This window comes from Synechococcus sp. R55.2, assembly GCF_047462075.1.
In the GTDB taxonomy this organism is placed as follows: Bacteria; Cyanobacteriota; Cyanobacteriia; order Thermostichales; family Thermostichaceae; genus Thermostichus.
On sequence record NZ_JANSIH010000434.1, the window covers coordinates 1 to 15,436 of the forward strand.

The following is a 15,436-nucleotide window of genomic DNA, read 5'->3' on the forward strand; positions in this document are numbered from 1 at the left end:
GGAAAGGGTCTGCTCTGGATGGGTGGGAGTGCCGAGGGTCGAAATCATGGTCAGGGGCCGAAGGACTGTTTTCAACGATATCAAGTTCCGCGTTCAGCTTGTCTTGAAAAATGTCCAGCCCCGACCCGATCCGGCTTTTTCCGGCAGCTTCCCTCTGTAGCCAGCTCTGGCGCCACCTCATTGTCTGCACGAGGATCCGATGGCTTCCCAGCTCTGGCCTCTCGATTAAGGCGGCTGATGATGGGAGCAGGTCTGATTTGGGCAACACCTTCTGCTATGATGAAAGACCGGTGTCAATGGGTCGATGCCCGAGGGGTTAAAGGGGGCGGACTGTAAATCCGCTGGCTTACGCCTACGTTGGTTCGAATCCAACTCGGCCCACCATCGGCTTTGCCCACGTGGCTCAGTGGTAGAGCACCCCCTTGGTAAGGGGGAGGTCACGAGTTCGATCCTCGTCGTGGGCTTGGCAATTTAGAGATAATCTTCAGCCGATAGTGCCAACGGCAACTGCCTCGCCGGTCAACGAAAAAGCCCGCGTGGCGGTAATGCGCACCGGCACCAGGGATCCCTTCAGTTGCTCTGGATCCCCTTCGAAGAACACCAAGCGATTGCCGCGGGTACGCCCCATCGCCTGGCGGGGGTTTTTCGGGTTGGGGCCTTCCACCAGCACCTCTTGCACCTGGCCTAAGAGTCGGGCGCTGCGAGCGGCAGCCACCTCGGCCACCAGTCGGTTCAGCCGTTGCAGGCGGTCGCTTTTTTCCTCCTCGGGCACCTGGTCGGGCCACTCGGCGGCAGGGGTGCCGGGACGGGGGGAGTAGGCAGCAGTGTTCACTTGGTCAAAGCCGATATCCTGCACCAGTTGCAGGGTTTCTTGGAACTGGGCTTCTGTTTCTCCCGGAAAGCCGACAATGGCATCGGCGCTGATGGCCGCTTCGGGCATGTATTGGCGGATGAGCTGGATGATCTGGCGATAGCGCTCGTGGGTGTAGCCGCGCCGCATCCGCTTGAGCACTTCGTTGCTGCCCGCCTGGAAGGGGATGTGGAAGTGCTCGCAGACTTTGGGCAGCTCGGCGCAGGTGGCGATCAGCTCCTCGGTAAAGTAGCGCGGGTGGCTGGTGGCAAAGCGGATCCGCTCAATGCCTGCCACCGAATGGACGAAGCGCAACAGGCTGGCCAGGTTGGTTTTGGGATCCAGATCCCGTCCGTAGGCGTCGATGTTCTGCCCCAGCAACGTCACCTCGCGGTAGCCCGCTCTGGCCACGTCTTCGATTTCGGCGCGAATGGCCTGGGGCTGTCGGGACTGCTCTTGCCCTCGCACCCGCGGCACGATGCAGTAGGTACAACGCTCGTTGCAACCGTAGATGACATTGATCCAAGCAGTGACCTGGCTGTCGCGGCGGGGCTTGGTGATGTCTTCTGGGATCTCAACCGGATCGGTGGCCACCACCTGGTTTCCGGCTTCCACCTGCGCCAACAGATCCCCAAGGCGGTTCACGTACTGGGGGCCCATGACCAGATCCAGCTCAGGGACGCGGCGCAACAATTTCTCCCCCTCTTGCTGGGCCACACAGCCGGCCACGATCAGCTTGATGGCCGGGTTCTTGCGCTTGCGCTGTGCCTGGATGCCCAGGTAGGAATAGACCTTCTGCTCAGCATTGTCGCGGATGGTGCAGGTGTTGTAGAGAACTAAGTCCGCCTGCAACTCATCTTCGGTGGCCACATACCCCAGGGACTCCAGGATCCCGGCCATGCGCTCGGTATCGGCGCGGTTCATTTGGCAGCCGAAGGTGATGGTGTGGTAGGTGGGAGCAGCCATGGGAAGAAACAGTACGAAGAACCACCATCTTCGAGCTTAGCGGATCCTTAAAATGGCTGCGGGGCTTGAGACTCCAACAGTTAATCTAGCTAGATAGAAATTCCTACACCGGCAAAGGCTCATGTTGCCCAAGCATCGTCCCAAGCAACTGTCGCTGGGCCCTCTGGAGTCGGAAATCTTGGACATCCTCTGGGATCTGGGCAGTGCCAGCACCCGTCAAATCCACGAGCGCATCTTGGCCGATCCGGATCGGGAGCTGGCCTATGCCTCTGTGACTACAGTTTTGCAGCGCTTAAGCCAGAAGGGCTGGGTGAGCTGTGAGCGCCGCACCGATCCCCAAGGGCGGAATCTGCCCATGCTGTGGCGGCCTCGTCTTTCGCGTCAGGAAGCGGCCAGCCTCAGGGCCTTCACCCACCTGCAGCAGTTTTTGGCTGTAGGGGATCCCGATACGGTGGCAGCCTTTGCCGATAGCCTGGATCAGGCCAGTGTGTCCCAGTTGCAGGCGATTGCCGAACGGCTGCGGGCAGCCCGTCAAGCCAGGAGGGATCCGCGATGAGCCACTTGGGCATGTTACTGCTGGGCTTGGGCCTCAGTTGCCTGTGGCGAGCCCAGGTGCGCCTGGACAGGAGTGGGGGATGGGGCCGACGTTGGCAGCGGGCTTGGATCCACTTCTTGCTGCCCCCGCTGCTGTTGCTGACCACTGCTTTGGCCTTGGCCTGGATGGGGCCGTGGGGACAAATGGCCGGGGTGGGGGGCTGGTTCTGCTACGGCTGTGCTCTGCTGTTGCTGGCCGTGGCCGGCGGCGTGGCCTTGCACTGGATTTGGGAATACTGGCGCTCCTATCGACGTGCCCATCTGCAAGCTTTAGCCCATGTGGATTTGCATGGCTCTCCGGCCTATGTGCTGGATTTGGAGATCCCTTTTGCTGCCCAAGTGGGGGTGTGGAATGCCCAGTTGGTGGTCAGCCGCGGCCTGCTGGAGCAGTTGGATGATGAGCACTTGCGGGCTGTAATCGCTCACGAAGAAGCCCATCGCCACTACCGCGATACCCTCTGGATGTTTGGGGTGGGCTGGCTGCGACGCCTCACCGGCTGGCTGCCCAACACCGAGGCCCTGTGGGAGGAATTGCTCACCCTACGGGAGCTGCGGGCGGATCGCTGGGCGGCCCAACGGGTGGATCCCTTGCTGTTGGGAGAGGCCCTGCTGCAGGTGGTGGGCTATGGCGTGGTGGAGCAACCGGCGGCAGCTTGGGTTGGCTTTGCAATGACCGTGAGTTCAGACTCAGGGCAACGGCTGCAGGAGCGTATCGATGCCCTGCTGCAGCAGGCAGAGTCAGGGCCCGTCGATCCCCTACCCCATTCTTCTTCCATTCGGGGTTGGGCCTGGTTGGGGTTGTCCCTATTGCCTTTGCTGGCGATCCCGTTCCACACCTGAAGATTGACGGCGATTCCTCAACCAAATTGTCCTTGGGTTGGGGAAGCGAGCTTGAAAAAAAACCACCAGTTGACGCCCAAAGCCTGAGATCTGCTTTGCAAGCAGAATGGGATACTCTAGGTCAGGTTTTCTGAACTTCTAGGGACTTACGGCGGTGCAAACCAACTCTTCCCTTTCTGAGGCGACCGGGTCGGCGTGTGATCCCCTTACGCGGGCGCAGATCCTCATCGAGGCTTTACCCTACATTCAGCAGTACCAGGGCCGCGTTATTGTCATCAAATACGGCGGCGCAGCCATGGTGCACCAAGAGCGACGGGCCGAGGTGCTCCGAGACATCGTCTTTCTGGCCTGTGTGGGGATCCGCCCGGTGTTGGTGCATGGGGGGGGGCCGGAGATCAACAGTTGGCTACAAAAACTGGACATTCCCTTCAAGTTTGTGGATGGCTTGCGGGTTACCGATGCCGCCACCATGGAAGTAGTGGAGATGGTGTTGGTGGGCAAGGTTAATAAGCAGATCGTCCAGCTCATCAGCTTGGCCGGAGGATCGGCGGTGGGGCTGTGCGGGCGGGATGGCAACTTGATCAAAGCGCGATCCCAGGGCCGGGCAGAGATCGGCTTTGTTGGGGAAGTGAGCAGCATCAACCCCCAGTTGCTGCAAACCCTGTTGGAAGGTGGACAGATTCCGGTGATCTCCAGCGTGGCTGCCGATGAGACAGGCCAAGCCTACAACATCAACGCCGATACGGTGGCGGGAGAACTGGCGGCTGCTCTGGGGGCAGAAAAGCTGATTTTGCTCACCGACACCCCTGGCATTCTCAAAGATCCTCAGGATCGCAGCTCTCTGATTACGTTGCTGGATATCGAGACGGCTCGCCAGTTGATCCAAGCCGGTGTCGTCAAGGGCGGCATGATCCCGAAGGTGCAGTGTTGCATTCGCGCCTTGGCACAAGGGGTACGGGCAGCCCACATTCTGGATGGGGGATCCCCTCATTCCCTATTGCTGGAGCTGCTGACCGATGCCGGGGTGGGCACCAAGCTTGTTCCTTCTCAGTTTTCCGCTCAGTTGGAAGGACTGAACAACGGATCCCGCTAAGCTTCCTTGATAAAGCGAAGAATCTCCCGCACATGGCCGAGAAACTGGCTATCCACACTGAGCTGAGCCACAGCTTGGTGGGTCTCCTGGCGCAATTGCCTGTGCTCCAGCTCGTTGCTGGCCCGGAACTGTTCCAGTTGGGCTTTGAGCGCGGCCAGCTCCTGCCGCAGGTAGCGCCGGGTTTCTTCCTCCTGTTGGGCCCAAGAACCGGGCTTGCCGGGATCCCATTGCTCCTGCAACTGCTCGACTTGGCGTGTCAACTGCTTTATCCGCTCGGCCAACTCGATGGCATCTTCGCGAGGGATCTGGATTTGCCCTTGCAACTGGGCCAAGCGGTCGGCCAAATACTCGTAGCCCCGGATGGCCGGGCGCAGAGCCGTTAACAACACCGCAGCCACGGCGCTGGGGTAGCCAATGGGGGTGACTTGCCCAACGGCCAAGCCATAGAAAGCCAGAGCCGACAGCCCATGCAGGGCAATGGCCACGCGCAACGACCAGCGGCTGAGCTTTTGTAGGAAAGCCAAGGTTGAATCTTCCACCGGGATCCCTCGTTCCTGAGACACAACCGCCTCCTGCTGAACGGCCTTGGCCTGAAAGTAGAGGTTCCAGGGAAGGGTGACGATCACCACCAGCCACCAAAAGCTGGCGATCCCAATGGCCCAATCGGCCAGCTCCCCAATAGGTAGCCCAAAAGCCCGCAACAGGCCAAACAGGATCCCGCCGCCGATCAACAACAGCAGCCCCGCCACCCAAACTGGGAAAAAGATTTTCGAGTAAGACACGGAGTAAGAGGTTGAGTAAGACATTGCCGGTTTCTCCTCATCAAGCTGCCTACAGCCTGCCCGAACCGAGCGGCCAGAAGCTCCTGAAGCGGCCAGTTTTCCGTCCGTCCCAGAGCCATTAGGGGTGCAGCTATAGCCATTCCCAATGGCGAGGAAACCCTTGCGGATCCCAAACTCCCTCTCCCTCAGGGAGAGCGCTTAGAGTAGATCAGTGCTCTCTATGAGTTGTCTTTGTTGTTCTCGGGTGTAAGCCTGTGAGCCTTGCCGCCTCTCCCCCCGATACCGATTTAAGTAGGGATCCCCGCCCTCGGCGAGAAAGCGATTGGCGGCTGCTGCGGCTGCTCTGGCCCTATGCCCGTCGGCACCTCAGGCTGGTGTTGGCGGCCTTGGCCTTTCTGCCCCCTTTGGCCTTGGCAGATGCGGTGCAGCCTCTGATCCTACAGCGGGCTCTGGATGGCCCCATTGCCCGAGCGCTGGAACGAGGTGAGGCCGGGATCCTCTCCGACCTTTGGCCCTATGTGGGGCTGTTGATCCTAACGGTACTGGTTCGCTGGCTCTTCCAAGCCCTGGAAGGGTATGTCAGCCAAAAGCTGGGGCAGTTGATGACCCGCGACATCCGCGACGATCTCTTCGCCCACATTCTGGCCTTGCCGGCTCAGTTTTTCGACCGCACCCCGGTGGGTAAGCTGATCACCCGCATCACCAGCGACGTGGAAGCCTTGGGGGATGTCTTTTCCACCGGTGCCGTCGGCATTGTCAGCGACCTGTTTACTCTGGGGGTGATCGCGGTGGTCATGCTCAGCCAACGCTGGGATCTGGGCTTGCTGCTAATCCTCATCGTCCTGCCCATCAGCGCTGTTGTCCTCGAGTTGCAGCGCCGCTTTCGGGATGCCAACTTTCGCGTGCGCGAAGAACTCTCCAAGCTGAACTCCTGGATCCAGGAGAACATCTTGGGCATTACCGTGGTGCAACTGTTTCGGCGGGAGCGGCTCAATAGCGAGATTTTTCAAACCATGAACCGCCGCTACATCCGGGAAGTGGATCAAACCATCCTTTATGATTCTGCCCTTTCTGCCGTTTTGGAGTGGGTGTCTTGGCTGGCCGTGGCGGCTTTGCTCTGGGTGGGCGGGCAGCAGGTGATGTCAGCCGGTAGGGGCTCACTTGGAGGGGGATGGACGGGATCCCTGCCCCTGCCCAGGGAACCCCTCACCTTCGGTAGCCTCTACGCCTTTATTCTCTTTTCACAACGGTTTTTTAACCCGCTGCGGCAGTTGGCCGAAAAGTTTACGGCCCTACAGGCGGGGTTCACCGCCGTCGAGCGCATCGACGCCATCCTCAGCCTGCCGGTCGCCATCCGGGATCCCGCTCAGCCCCGCCACTTGCCCCCCAATGCCAGAGGAGAGGTGCAGTTCGAGCACGTCTGGTTTGCCTACAACCCCGGGGAGTGGGTGCTCAAAGACCTCACCTTCACCATCCGCCCCGGAGAAAAAGTGGCCCTGGTGGGGCCCACGGGAGCCGGGAAAAGCTCCATCATTCGCTTGCTCTGCCGTCTCTACGACGTAACCCAGGGATCTATTCGCATTGACGGCGTTGATATTCGGGATCTCCCCCAGGCTGAGCTGCACCGCCACCTAGGGGTAATCCTGCAGGATGGATTTTTGTTTTCCGGGGATATCCAGCAAAACATCACCCTAGGAGAGAAGGCAGATCTAGCGGCAGTGGAGCAGGTCGCCCGCCAACTCAACCTGCATGACTTCCTCCGCGATTTGCCCCAAGGCTACGCCACCCCCGTGCGGGAGCGAGGCAACAACCTCTCCAGCGGCCAAAAACAGCTCATCAGCTTTGTGCGGGCCATGTGGCGGGATCCCAAAATCTTGGTTTTGGACGAAGCCACCGCCAGCCTGGATGTGGGCACCGAAGCCCTCCTGCAATCCGCTCTAGACACCCTGCTGCGGGATCGCACCGCCCTGATCATCGCCCACCGCCTTTCCACCATCCGCAATGTGGATCGCATCTTGGTTCTGCAGCGGGGGGAACTCAAAGAGCAGGGATCCCATGCCGAGCTCATGGCCCTCAGCGGGCTCTATGCCAGCCTCTATCGGCTGCAAGATCTGGGCGGCTAGCAGGGGCCCAGGCCGTCAGCGACTGGCGCCAAAGCGAGACCGAATTGCCTTTAGGGTGGTGAAGCTGGCATCCGCGAACGCGATGCGAGCCTTGCAGAGTAACAGATTGCCGTTATCCACGGCAGTGTCTCTCAAGCTGGCCAAACCATCGCTGGCCTGCACCAGGGCACGGCGGCCCCAGCTAGAGAAATTTTTGCTGAGGGTGTTGATCAAGCGTTCCATAGGGATTGGACATTCCGCTCCTTGTCTTCCACCTAGCCTACTCCCCCAGCCGCAGGTATCCACAGAGGGCCATCAAGAAAATTGTTTGTTACAGATTGTTAAAAACTTGCCGTCAAGCCGGCAGACTGGCTATGATAGGCCCCAAGTTTGGCAAGCAATTCAAAGAAAGCGGTTAGCCATGAATCATCGGCCAGAGGTAGTGGAAGGCACAGAGTCCAAGCAGAAGGTGACCCTGTATCTCTCACCTGAGCTGCACCGGAATCTGAAGATTCGGGCTGCCGTGGAGCGGGAGCCGATGTCGGCAGTGGCAGAGAAGGCCATTACCTTCTATCTGCTTCACCCAGAGGTCATTGAAGGGGTACAAGGTAGCGCCTATCGTGTCCATCAATGTCCCAAGTGTAGTCACCCATTTGTTATCCGCGATGGAGAGGTGGTTTCCCTGCACCAGACATCGGCTGCCGAAGCCATCCTTGAAGAGGTGGAGCCAGAATACTGGGGATCGGCTGCTGGCTCGGAAGAGCAACGGCAGGATGCTCTGGTACCCTGCTAGAACGCTCCCAAGCGGGCCCCCTTCAGGAACTTGAGCTGATAGGAGCAGACAGCAACACAGAAGGCTTCTAAAATCCTCTCAAAATCCATCCAACAAGGGCGTACTCCCAAGTGCAATCCAATACCTAGGCAACTCGAACCCCATTTTTCAACCGTTCTGGCGGCTCCTGAAATTTCCCCTCTGCAGTTGGTGTTTCCCATGCAAGAGCTAAGCATCCTCATTCAAGCTCAATACCCACTGCTGTACCTGCTGACTCCAGAGGAGGAACGGGCAGAAGCGGCTCTGGCAGCAATTGCCCGCACCCTTAAGCCTCAGCGTCGCCTATTCATTTGGACAGTTACCCACGGCATCGTCGAATACGGCAACCCCCGCAGCCTCACCCAGCACAACACCCAATCCCCCCAGGCCGCCATCCAGTGGGTCATGGAGCAAAAGGATCCCGCCATCTGCGTCTTCAAAGACCTACATGACTTCTTGGACAACACCGAGGTGAAGCGCTGGCTGCGGGATGCTATTGCCAGCCTGAAGGGATCCCACAAAACCATCCTGCTCATGTCGCCGGTGCAGGTGATCCCGGTCGAGCTGGAGAAAGACATTTGCGTAGTGGACTTCCCCCTGCCGGACATGGCCACATTGGAGCGCGCCCTCAACCGCCAGCTGGAGCAGATCCCGCGCTCCCTGCCTTTGGCTCCTGATACCCGCGAAAAGTTGCTCAAGGCGGCCCTGGGCCTAACGCAGGACGAGGCAGAAAAAGTCTACCGCAAGGCTGTGGTGATGCATGGTCGCCTCACCGAGGCAGAAGTAGACATCATCCTCTCTGAGAAGAAGCAACTGATCCGGCGCAACGGCATTCTCGAGTTTATCGAAGAGGACGAGACCATCGACGCCGTTGGCGGTCTGGAAGAGCTGAAGCGCTGGCTGCTGCAACGCTCTGAAGCTTTTACCGAGCGAGCTCGCGCCTATGGACTGCCCCAGCCTAAGGGGATGCTGATCCTGGGCGTACCCGGCTGTGGCAAGTCGCTGATCGCCAAGACCACTGCCCGTCTCTGGGGCCTGCCCCTGCTGCGTCTGGACATGGGCCGCGTTTATGATGGCTCCATGGTGGGCAAATCGGAAGCAAATCTGCGTAGTGCCCTGCGGACTGCTGAATCTCTTGCCCCTGCTATCCTTTTCATCGACGAGCTGGACAAAGCCTTTGCCGGGTCAGCAGGCTCCAGCGATTCCGACGGGGGCACCTCTAGCCGCATCTTTGGCTCCTTCCTGACCTGGATGCAGGAGAAGCGCTCGCCGGTTTTTGTCATGGCCACGGCCAACCGTGTGGATCGTCTGCCGGGTGAATTCCTGCGCAAGGGCCGTTTTGACGAGATTTTCTTCGTGGATCTCCCCAACATCAACGAGCGGATGGAGATTTTCGAGATCCACCTGAAGAAGCGGCGGCGCGACATCAGCCGCTTTGATCTGCGCCAGTTGGCCGCAGCCTGTGAAGGCTTCTCCGGCGCGGAGATCGAACAAGTTTTGATTGCTGCCATGTACGAAGCGTTTGCCCAGAACCGCGAATTTACCCAACTGGACATTTTGGCAGCAACGAAAGCAACTCAACCGCTATCTCGCACCATGACGGAGCAAGTGGTAGCGTTGAGGGAATGGGCCCAGCAGCGGGCTCGGCCTGCAGCGGCCTCTGTAGCCGAGTACCAGCGGCTGGAGTTCTAGGAGGAGGTGAGGATCCAAAGCTACCTTGACAGAAGCAGGGACGGCAGGGCCCAAACCTTCCCCAAAGAACAGTGCCCATTGTTTGTGTTGATGTTCCAACCCCTACACACAGGAGAGAAACACCATGTCTCATTTTAGCACCTTGCGTACCAAGATCACCGATAGCCAAATCCTGATCAACTCTCTGCGCGATCTCGGCTACACCGTTAAGCTGAACGCCGACGTGCGTGGCTACAACGGCCAGCGTGTTCGCGCTGACATCGTGGCTCAGTTGGAAGGCGACTACGATCTGGGCTGGTCGAAGAATCCCGACGGTTCCTACGACCTGATTGCCGATTTGTGGGGCGTGGCCAAGAAGCACAACCAGACCGAGTTGATCAACTCCATCAACCAGAAGTACGCCGTCAACAAGACCTTGGCCGAGGTGAAGCGTCCTGGCTTGAACAACGCCAACGTTAAAGTGGTGATGCACTAAGCCGGATCCTGTCTCGCCATCGCTGCAGCGATCTACACCGACTAAAGTTAGGAGGGGCTGAATCCAGCCCCTACTTTTTGGCTTGGTTTTTTGATTGGAGGGGCTGCGACCCGAAGGAGGAACCTACGCTTCTGTGAGAGCGGCAATGCCGGGCAGCACCTTCCCTTCCAATAGCTCCAGGCTGGCTCCGCCACCGGTGGAGATATGGGTCATTTTGTCGGCCAGGCCCACTTTTTCCACGGCAGCCACCGAGTCTCCCCCGCCGATGATGGTGGTGGCTCCCGCTTGAGTGAGATCGGCCAGGGTGCGGGCAATGGCTTCTGTGCCCAGGGCAAAGCGGTCGAATTCGAACACGCCCATTGGCCCATTCCAGACCACGGTTTGGCACCCCTGCAGGGCAGCCTGGAAGGCTTTGATCGATTCCGGGCCGATGTCCAAGCCCATCCAATCCTCGGGGATGGCGTGGATGGAAACGGTCTGGGCCTGGGCATCTTTGTCAAACCTATCGGCTACCACCACATCCACCGGCAGCAGCAGCTCCACCCCCCGCTCTTTGGCTTTTTCCATCAGGGAGCGGGCGAGATCCAGCTTGTCGGTTTCTACCAGGGATTTGCCGGTCTTGAGGCCCTGGGCTTGGTAAAAGGTGAAGATCATGCCGCCGCCGAGGAGGAGCTTATCCACCTTCTCCAGCAGCCTCTCGATGACGCCGATTTTGCTGGACACTTTGGAGCCGCCGATGATGGCTGCCAAGGGGCGCCGCGGATTCTCGATGGCGCCCGAAAGAAACTGCAGCTCCTTTTCCACCAGGTAGCCAGCCACAGCAGGCTGGAGATAGGCGGTAACGCCGGCAGTAGAGGCGTGGGCGCGGTGGGCACTGCCAAAGGCGTCGTTGACGAACAAGTCCGCCAGTGAGGCCAACTTGCGGGCAAATTCCGGGTCGTTGTCTTCCTCTTCTGGGTAGAAGCGGACGTTTTCCAGCAGGGCCACCTGGCCGTTTTCCAGGCCGTTCACCACTGCCTCGGCCTCGGGGCCAATGCAATCGGGGGCAAAGGCGACCGGCTGGCCCAGCAACTGAGAAAGACGGGTGGCCACGGGGGCTAGGCTATTGCCCTCGCGAGCGATCTTAACCGCGCCTGTCTCTTTGTCTTTTTTGACGGGGCGGCCCAGGTGGCTGGCGAGGATCACTTTGGCGCCCGCTTGGATGAGGGCCTGGACGGTGGGCAGAGCAGCCCGAATGCGGGTGTCATCGGTAATGTTGCCCTGGGCGTCCAAGGGGACATTGAAATCGGCTCGCACCAGCACACGCTTGCCGGCCAGATCAAAGCCGGATGACAGCAGGGATCCCAGTGTTTGTTTGGCCATCGTTGTTTTCCCCCGGACTGCAGAAAATCTTTATTTTTTCTTCCGTATGTATCCTACCAGCGATTGGGATCCCGGCAGCGAGACCGATGGGCTCAGGGATCCCCTTGTCCTGCTGCTGGTGCCGGGTTGGCCTTCCGTCTGCCCCTTGGCCCCGGCAATTGTAACGGTTTGCAAATAGAATGAAAGTGTTGCTTTGTCGTTACCCTCATGCGTGTTGCCATTGCTGGTGGCGGGCTGGCCGGGCTGGCCTGTGCCAAGTATCTCTGCGATGCCGGGCATCAACCGCTCCTCTTCGAGCGGCGAGATGTTTTGGGTGGCCTGGTGGCTGCCTGGAAAGATGCCGACGGCGACTGGATCGAGACGGGGCTGCACAACTTTTTTGGCGCCTACCCCAACACGTTGCAGCTGTTCCGGGAGCTGGGCATCTCCGATCGCCTGCAGTGGAAGGAACACAGCTTGATTTTCAACCAGCCGGACAAGCCGGGCACCTATTCCCGCTTTGACCTGCCGGATATTCCCGCTCCTTTCAACGCCATTGTCGGCATCTTGCGCAACAACGACATGCTCACCTGGGGGGAAAAGGTGAAGTTTGCCCTGGGGCTGGTGCCGGCCATGATTCGCGGCCAGCGCTATGTGGAGCAGATGGATCGCTATAGCCTCTTGGAATGGCTGCGGCGGCAGGGTATTGACGAGCGGGTCAACACCGATATTTTCATTGCCGTCTCCAAGGCCCTGGCCTTCATCAACCCGGAGGAGATCTCGGCCATGGTGCCCCTGACGGCCTTGAACCGCTTTTTGCAGCAAAAAGATGGCTCTAGGATTGCCTACCTAGACGGCGCTCCCCCAGAGCGGCTCTGCCAGCCGATGGTGGACTACATTGTCGCCCGTGGGGGGGAAGTGCATTTGAAGGCGGCGTTGCAGGACATTCGTCTCAACCCTGACGGCAGCGTGGCCGGGTTTTGCTTAGCCACCCCCTCTGGGCCGGTGGAGGTGACTGCCGATGCCTATGTCTCGGCCCTTTCGGTGGACGCGCTCAAGGAGCTGCTGCCGGCGCAGTGGTGGGGGATCCCCTTTTTCCAAAAGCTGCGTGAACTGGAGGGGGTGCCAGTAATTAGCCTGCAGATCTGGTTTGACCGCAAGATTACTCACATCGATCACTCCTTGTTTTCCCGCTCGCCGCTATTGAGCGTGTATGCCGACATGAGCAACACCTGCCGGGCCTATGCCGATCCGGAGCGGTCCATGTTGGAGCTGGTGCTGGCTCCGGCTGCCGAGTGGATTGATCGCGGCGATGAGGAGATCTTTGCCGCCACGCTGGAGGAACTGAAAAAACTCTTTCCCCAGCACCTTACCGGCCCCAACCCCGCCCGCGTGCGCAAGTGGGTGGTGGTGAAAACGCCGCGCTCGGTCTACAAGGCTACCCCTGGCAGACAGCAGTATCGCCCCACTCAAGTTACCCCTATTCCCAACTTCTTCTTGGCGGGCAGCTACACCCTACAGCCCTTCCTGGGCAGCATGGAGGGGGCCATCCTCTCCGGCAAGTGGGCGGCGGAGGCCATCAACAAGGGGATCCCATTTCAACGCGCTTCTGTCTCGGCCTCAACTCTGGCAGCTGCGGGGGTCTAGCTCTTCGCCGTCCGCCTCCTATGCCTTTTGAATCTTTCTTTTCCCCACAACCTCTTCTAGGCTATCCGCGGCGTCCGCTTTCCCGTAGTGTTGATATGTGCCCTCGCCGTTCCTCTTCCTTCTCTATCCTGGCCCTGTGCTCCTGGAGATAGCCAGATGAGTCCGCTTGAGCAATCTTTTGCCCTCTGTCGCCAGATTACGGCCAAGCACGCTAAGACTTTCTACCTGGGATCCCTGCTCTTACCCCAGTCCAAACGACGGGCCATCTGGGCCATCTACGCTTGGCTGCGGCAAACCGATGAGTTGCTGGATGGACTGGAAGCCAGCCAGGCAGAGGTGGAGGTCACCCGCAGCAAGCTGGAGCAGTGGGGATCCCATCTGGAGTCGCTCTTCCAGGGAGGCGAGCCGCAAGTCCCCACGGACCTCGCTTTGATCCACACCATCCGCACCTACCGCCTTTCCATCGAGCCGTTTCGCGAGATGCTGCGGGGGCAGAGCATGGACTTGGATACCCAGCGCTACGCCACCTGGGAGGATCTGCGGGTCTACTGCTACCGCGTGGCTGGGGTGGTGGGGCTGATGTGCTCGGAGATCATGGGGTTTGTGCCGGGCCGGGATGGCCGCGAGGAGGCGGTGGCGCTGGGGATCGCCATGCAACTAACCAACATCTTGCGGGATGTGGGGGAAGATGCCCGCCGCGGACGGATCTACATCCCCCTCGAAGATCTGCGCCGCTTCAACTACTCCGAGCGGGACCTGTTTAACTATGTTATTGACGAGCGCTGGATGGCTTTGATGGACTATGAGATCCGGCGGGCTAGAGAGCTCTATGCCCAAGCGGAACGGGGGATCCCTACCCTGCAGCCGGACTCCCGCTGGCCGGTAGCCGCTTCCTTGATGCTCTACCGGCAGATTCTCAACGCCATCGAGCGCAACCACTACCAGGTTTTTCGCACCCGCGCTTACGTGTCCACTCTCAGCAAGGCATTGGCGCTGCCGGTGGCCTGGTGGCGGTCGCGGCGCTCCAACTACTACGGTTACTAGTAGGGAGCAGCAAGCAGTTCCCCACGGCCGCGGCAGCAGAAAACAAGAAGACCTCTAATACAGCGAAGAAAACCTATGGTAAGCCGTGCCCTGACCCTACCCTATCAGCGAATCTGGGAAGACAGTTTAACCATCTTCTGGCGCGACTGGCTGGATCTGCGGGGGCGAGTTTGGCAGGTGGTGGCCTCGGGGCTGGTGGCTCCCCTCATCTACATTGTTGCCTTTGGGGTGGGCCTAGGGGGATCCCTGCGGGCCGAAGCTTTGGCCGAGGTGGCCGGATCCACGGCGGCAGGTTCTTATTTGCGCTTTATCTTGCCGGGGATGGTGGCTCTTTCAGCCATGACCATCAGCTTTGCCGGCACCACCTTCTCCATTTGTGGATCGCGGCTATTTACCAAGAGCTTTGAAGAGCTGCTGCTGTTGCCGGTGCACCCCTTGTCTTTGCATCTGGGCAAGGTGCTGGCGGGCATTGCCCGCGGCCTGCTGACGGCCTTGGGGGTGTTGGCGGTGGGGGTGCTGGGTACGGGGGCCTGGGGCCTGCTTCACCCCTTGTCGCTGTTGGTTCTACTTTTGGATTGCGCCGTCTTTGCCGGCATTGGGGTAATTGCTGGCTTGAAGGTGCCCAGCCTGGAGAGTGTGGGCGTGCTAACCAACTTTTTGATTACGCCCATGTCTTTTCTGGGGGCCACCTTTTTCGATCCCGCCCAGTTGCCGACCTACCTGCAGGTGCTGGTCTATTGCCTGCCCCTTTCCTACGCCAGCATTGGCATGCGGGCAGCCGCCTACCAGCCGCTTGCGGAGTTTCCCTGGTACACGGTGGGAGTTTTGGGCGGCTTGGCGGTAATCCTGGCTTTTGTGGGAGCTTATCTGTTTTCCCACCAGCAGGACTAGCTGCCCTTGCCAAATACTTCTGGGTAGCGAGCCAGCTGCTCTTGCAAATCTTGGTTGTAGCGCAGAACAAGCACGCGGTAGCCCCGTCCCTGCAGCTGCGAGCGCAGTTGGCGATCCCGTTCCGCTTGGGCAGGCTGGTCGTGGACTGGGCCATCGCAGAAGATGCAGATGTTGGGGCTGTAGAAGAAGTCAACGACGCAGTCGGGATCGGCAATGGCTTTCTGGGCATCCTCAGGCAGCCGATACCCTCCTGCTGCCAGCGTTTCGAGAAAGCGGCGCTCCAGATCAGAGCGAGGGTCCAGGACAGT

16 protein-coding genes and 2 tRNA genes are annotated in these 15,436 nt (G+C 59.6%); 13 read left to right on the forward strand and 5 right to left on the reverse strand.

All coding sequences use genetic code 11. The features are described 5' to 3' along the window. The first annotated feature begins 298 nt into the window (after window positions 1-298). Both NW838_RS14530 and NW838_RS14535 read left to right on the forward strand, forming a co-directional pair. Window positions 299-384, forward strand: a tRNA-Tyr gene (locus tag NW838_RS14530). 8 nt (window positions 385-392) lie between these two features. After that, a tRNA-Thr gene (locus NW838_RS14535) sits at window positions 393-464 on the forward strand. Between the two features lie 20 nt (window positions 465-484). Here NW838_RS14535 and miaB read toward each other — a convergent pair. Then, window positions 485-1,816: a tRNA (N6-isopentenyl adenosine(37)-C2)-methylthiotransferase MiaB gene (miaB, locus tag NW838_RS14540; protein ID WP_414355705.1), complete on the reverse strand. Its 1,332-nt coding sequence runs from the start codon at window positions 1,814-1,816 to the stop codon at window positions 485-487. A 121-nt stretch (window positions 1,817-1,937) separates the two neighbouring features. Here miaB and NW838_RS14545 point away from each other — a divergent pair, with 121 nt between their 5' ends. From NW838_RS14545 to argB, 3 genes are all read left to right on the forward strand, one after another. Beyond that, complete coding sequence (locus NW838_RS14545; RefSeq protein ID WP_011433287.1) at window positions 1,938-2,372, forward strand: BlaI/MecI/CopY family transcriptional regulator; 435 nt, start codon at window positions 1,938-1,940, stop codon at window positions 2,370-2,372. After that, window positions 2,369-3,250, forward strand: coding sequence for a M56 family metallopeptidase (locus tag NW838_RS14550; RefSeq protein WP_414355706.1), 882 nt, complete (start codon window positions 2,369-2,371; stop codon window positions 3,248-3,250). Before NW838_RS14545 ends, NW838_RS14550 begins: the two co-directional genes overlap by 4 nt. Before the next feature lie 154 nt (window positions 3,251-3,404). Then, window positions 3,405-4,343, forward strand: coding sequence for an acetylglutamate kinase (gene argB, locus NW838_RS14555; protein ID WP_414355707.1), 939 nt, complete (start codon window positions 3,405-3,407; stop codon window positions 4,341-4,343). Here the strand turns inward: argB and NW838_RS14560 are convergent. Next, on the reverse strand, window positions 4,340-5,149 hold the full coding sequence (locus NW838_RS14560; RefSeq protein ID WP_414355708.1) for a hypothetical protein: 810 nt from the start codon (window positions 5,147-5,149) through the stop codon (window positions 4,340-4,342). The two genes, argB and NW838_RS14560, sit on opposite strands and share 4 nt — an antisense overlap. 230 nt (window positions 5,150-5,379) lie before the next feature. On the opposite strand from NW838_RS14560, the gene NW838_RS14565 reads away from it, so the two are divergent. Then, complete coding sequence (locus NW838_RS14565; protein WP_414428283.1) at window positions 5,380-7,248, forward strand: ABC transporter ATP-binding protein; 1,869 nt, start codon at window positions 5,380-5,382, stop codon at window positions 7,246-7,248. Between the two features lie 15 nt (window positions 7,249-7,263). Here the strand turns inward: NW838_RS14565 and NW838_RS14570 are convergent, their stop codons facing one another. Further along, window positions 7,264-7,470 carry a hypothetical protein gene (locus tag NW838_RS14570; protein WP_041436551.1) on the reverse strand — a complete coding sequence of 69 codons (207 nt, stop codon included), beginning with the start codon at window positions 7,468-7,470 and terminating at the stop codon, window positions 7,264-7,266. Between the two features lie 178 nt (window positions 7,471-7,648). Between NW838_RS14570 and NW838_RS14575 the strand changes: the two genes are divergently transcribed. From NW838_RS14575 to NW838_RS14585, 3 genes are all read left to right on the forward strand, one after another. Further along, entirely contained in the window at window positions 7,649-8,020 is a 372-nt protein-coding gene (locus tag NW838_RS14575) for a hypothetical protein (RefSeq protein WP_041436554.1), read from the forward strand. A gap of 198 nt (window positions 8,021-8,218) precedes the next feature. Beyond that, on the forward strand, window positions 8,219-9,730 hold the full coding sequence (locus NW838_RS14580) for an AAA family ATPase (protein ID WP_414428284.1): 1,512 nt from the start codon (window positions 8,219-8,221) through the stop codon (window positions 9,728-9,730). A gap of 124 nt (window positions 9,731-9,854) precedes the next feature. Beyond that, window positions 9,855-10,205 (forward strand): DUF1257 domain-containing protein, encoded by a 351-nt coding sequence (locus tag NW838_RS14585; protein WP_414355711.1) that lies wholly within the window; start codon window positions 9,855-9,857, stop codon window positions 10,203-10,205. 123 nt (window positions 10,206-10,328) lie between these two features. Here NW838_RS14585 and NW838_RS14590 read toward each other — a convergent pair whose 3' ends face one another. Then, window positions 10,329-11,567, reverse strand: coding sequence for a phosphoglycerate kinase (locus tag NW838_RS14590; protein ID WP_414428285.1), 1,239 nt, complete (start codon window positions 11,565-11,567; stop codon window positions 10,329-10,331). A gap of 46 nt (window positions 11,568-11,613) precedes the next feature. Between NW838_RS14590 and NW838_RS14595 the strand changes: the two genes are divergently transcribed. From NW838_RS14595 to NW838_RS14610, 4 genes are all read left to right on the forward strand, one after another. Then, window positions 11,614-11,745 (forward strand): hypothetical protein, encoded by a 132-nt coding sequence (locus NW838_RS14595; protein ID WP_414355713.1) that lies wholly within the window; start codon window positions 11,614-11,616, stop codon window positions 11,743-11,745. Window positions 11,746-11,774: 29 nt separating this feature from the next. Next, entirely contained in the window at window positions 11,775-13,193 is a 1,419-nt protein-coding gene (pds, locus tag NW838_RS14600) for a 15-cis-phytoene desaturase (RefSeq protein ID WP_414355714.1), read from the forward strand. Between the two features lie 156 nt (window positions 13,194-13,349). Next, complete coding sequence (locus tag NW838_RS14605; RefSeq protein WP_414350814.1) at window positions 13,350-14,237, forward strand: phytoene synthase; 888 nt, start codon at window positions 13,350-13,352, stop codon at window positions 14,235-14,237. A 75-nt stretch (window positions 14,238-14,312) separates the two neighbouring features. Beyond that, entirely contained in the window at window positions 14,313-15,128 is an 816-nt protein-coding gene (locus NW838_RS14610; RefSeq protein WP_414342371.1) for an ABC transporter permease, read from the forward strand. Here the strand turns inward: NW838_RS14610 and NW838_RS14615 are convergent. Beyond that, window positions 15,125-15,436: hypothetical protein (locus NW838_RS14615; protein ID WP_414428286.1), on the reverse strand; the 312-nt coding region annotated here is incomplete at its 5' end. The genes NW838_RS14610 and NW838_RS14615 overlap by 4 nt on opposite strands.

What these genes read in the sequence shown, in the direction of transcription:
- miaB (WP_414355705.1), bottom strand. Translation starts at nt 1,816, where the DNA reads ATGGCTGCTCCCACCTACCACACCATCACCTTCGGCTGCCAAATGAAC.
- NW838_RS14545 (WP_011433287.1), top strand. Translation starts at nt 1,938, where the DNA reads ATGTTGCCCAAGCATCGTCCCAAGCAACTGTCGCTGGGCCCTCTGGAG.
- NW838_RS14550 (WP_414355706.1), top strand. Translation starts at nt 2,369, where the DNA reads ATGAGCCACTTGGGCATGTTACTGCTGGGCTTGGGCCTCAGTTGCCTG.
- NW838_RS14560 (WP_414355708.1), bottom strand. Translation starts at nt 5,149, where the DNA reads ATGTCTTACTCAACCTCTTACTCCGTGTCTTACTCGAAAATCTTTTTC.
- NW838_RS14570 (WP_041436551.1), bottom strand. Translation starts at nt 7,470, where the DNA reads ATGGAACGCTTGATCAACACCCTCAGCAAAAATTTCTCTAGCTGGGGC.
- NW838_RS14575 (WP_041436554.1), top strand. Translation starts at nt 7,649, where the DNA reads ATGAATCATCGGCCAGAGGTAGTGGAAGGCACAGAGTCCAAGCAGAAG.
- NW838_RS14580 (WP_414428284.1), top strand. Translation starts at nt 8,219, where the DNA reads ATGCAAGAGCTAAGCATCCTCATTCAAGCTCAATACCCACTGCTGTAC.
- NW838_RS14585 (WP_414355711.1), top strand. Translation starts at nt 9,855, where the DNA reads ATGTCTCATTTTAGCACCTTGCGTACCAAGATCACCGATAGCCAAATC.
- NW838_RS14590 (WP_414428285.1), bottom strand. Translation starts at nt 11,567, where the DNA reads ATGGCCAAACAAACACTGGGATCCCTGCTGTCATCCGGCTTTGATCTG.
- NW838_RS14595 (WP_414355713.1), top strand. Translation starts at nt 11,614, where the DNA reads ATGTATCCTACCAGCGATTGGGATCCCGGCAGCGAGACCGATGGGCTC.
- pds (WP_414355714.1), top strand. Translation starts at nt 11,775, where the DNA reads ATGCGTGTTGCCATTGCTGGTGGCGGGCTGGCCGGGCTGGCCTGTGCC.
- NW838_RS14605 (WP_414350814.1), top strand. Translation starts at nt 13,350, where the DNA reads ATGAGTCCGCTTGAGCAATCTTTTGCCCTCTGTCGCCAGATTACGGCC.
- NW838_RS14610 (WP_414342371.1), top strand. Translation starts at nt 14,313, where the DNA reads ATGGTAAGCCGTGCCCTGACCCTACCCTATCAGCGAATCTGGGAAGAC.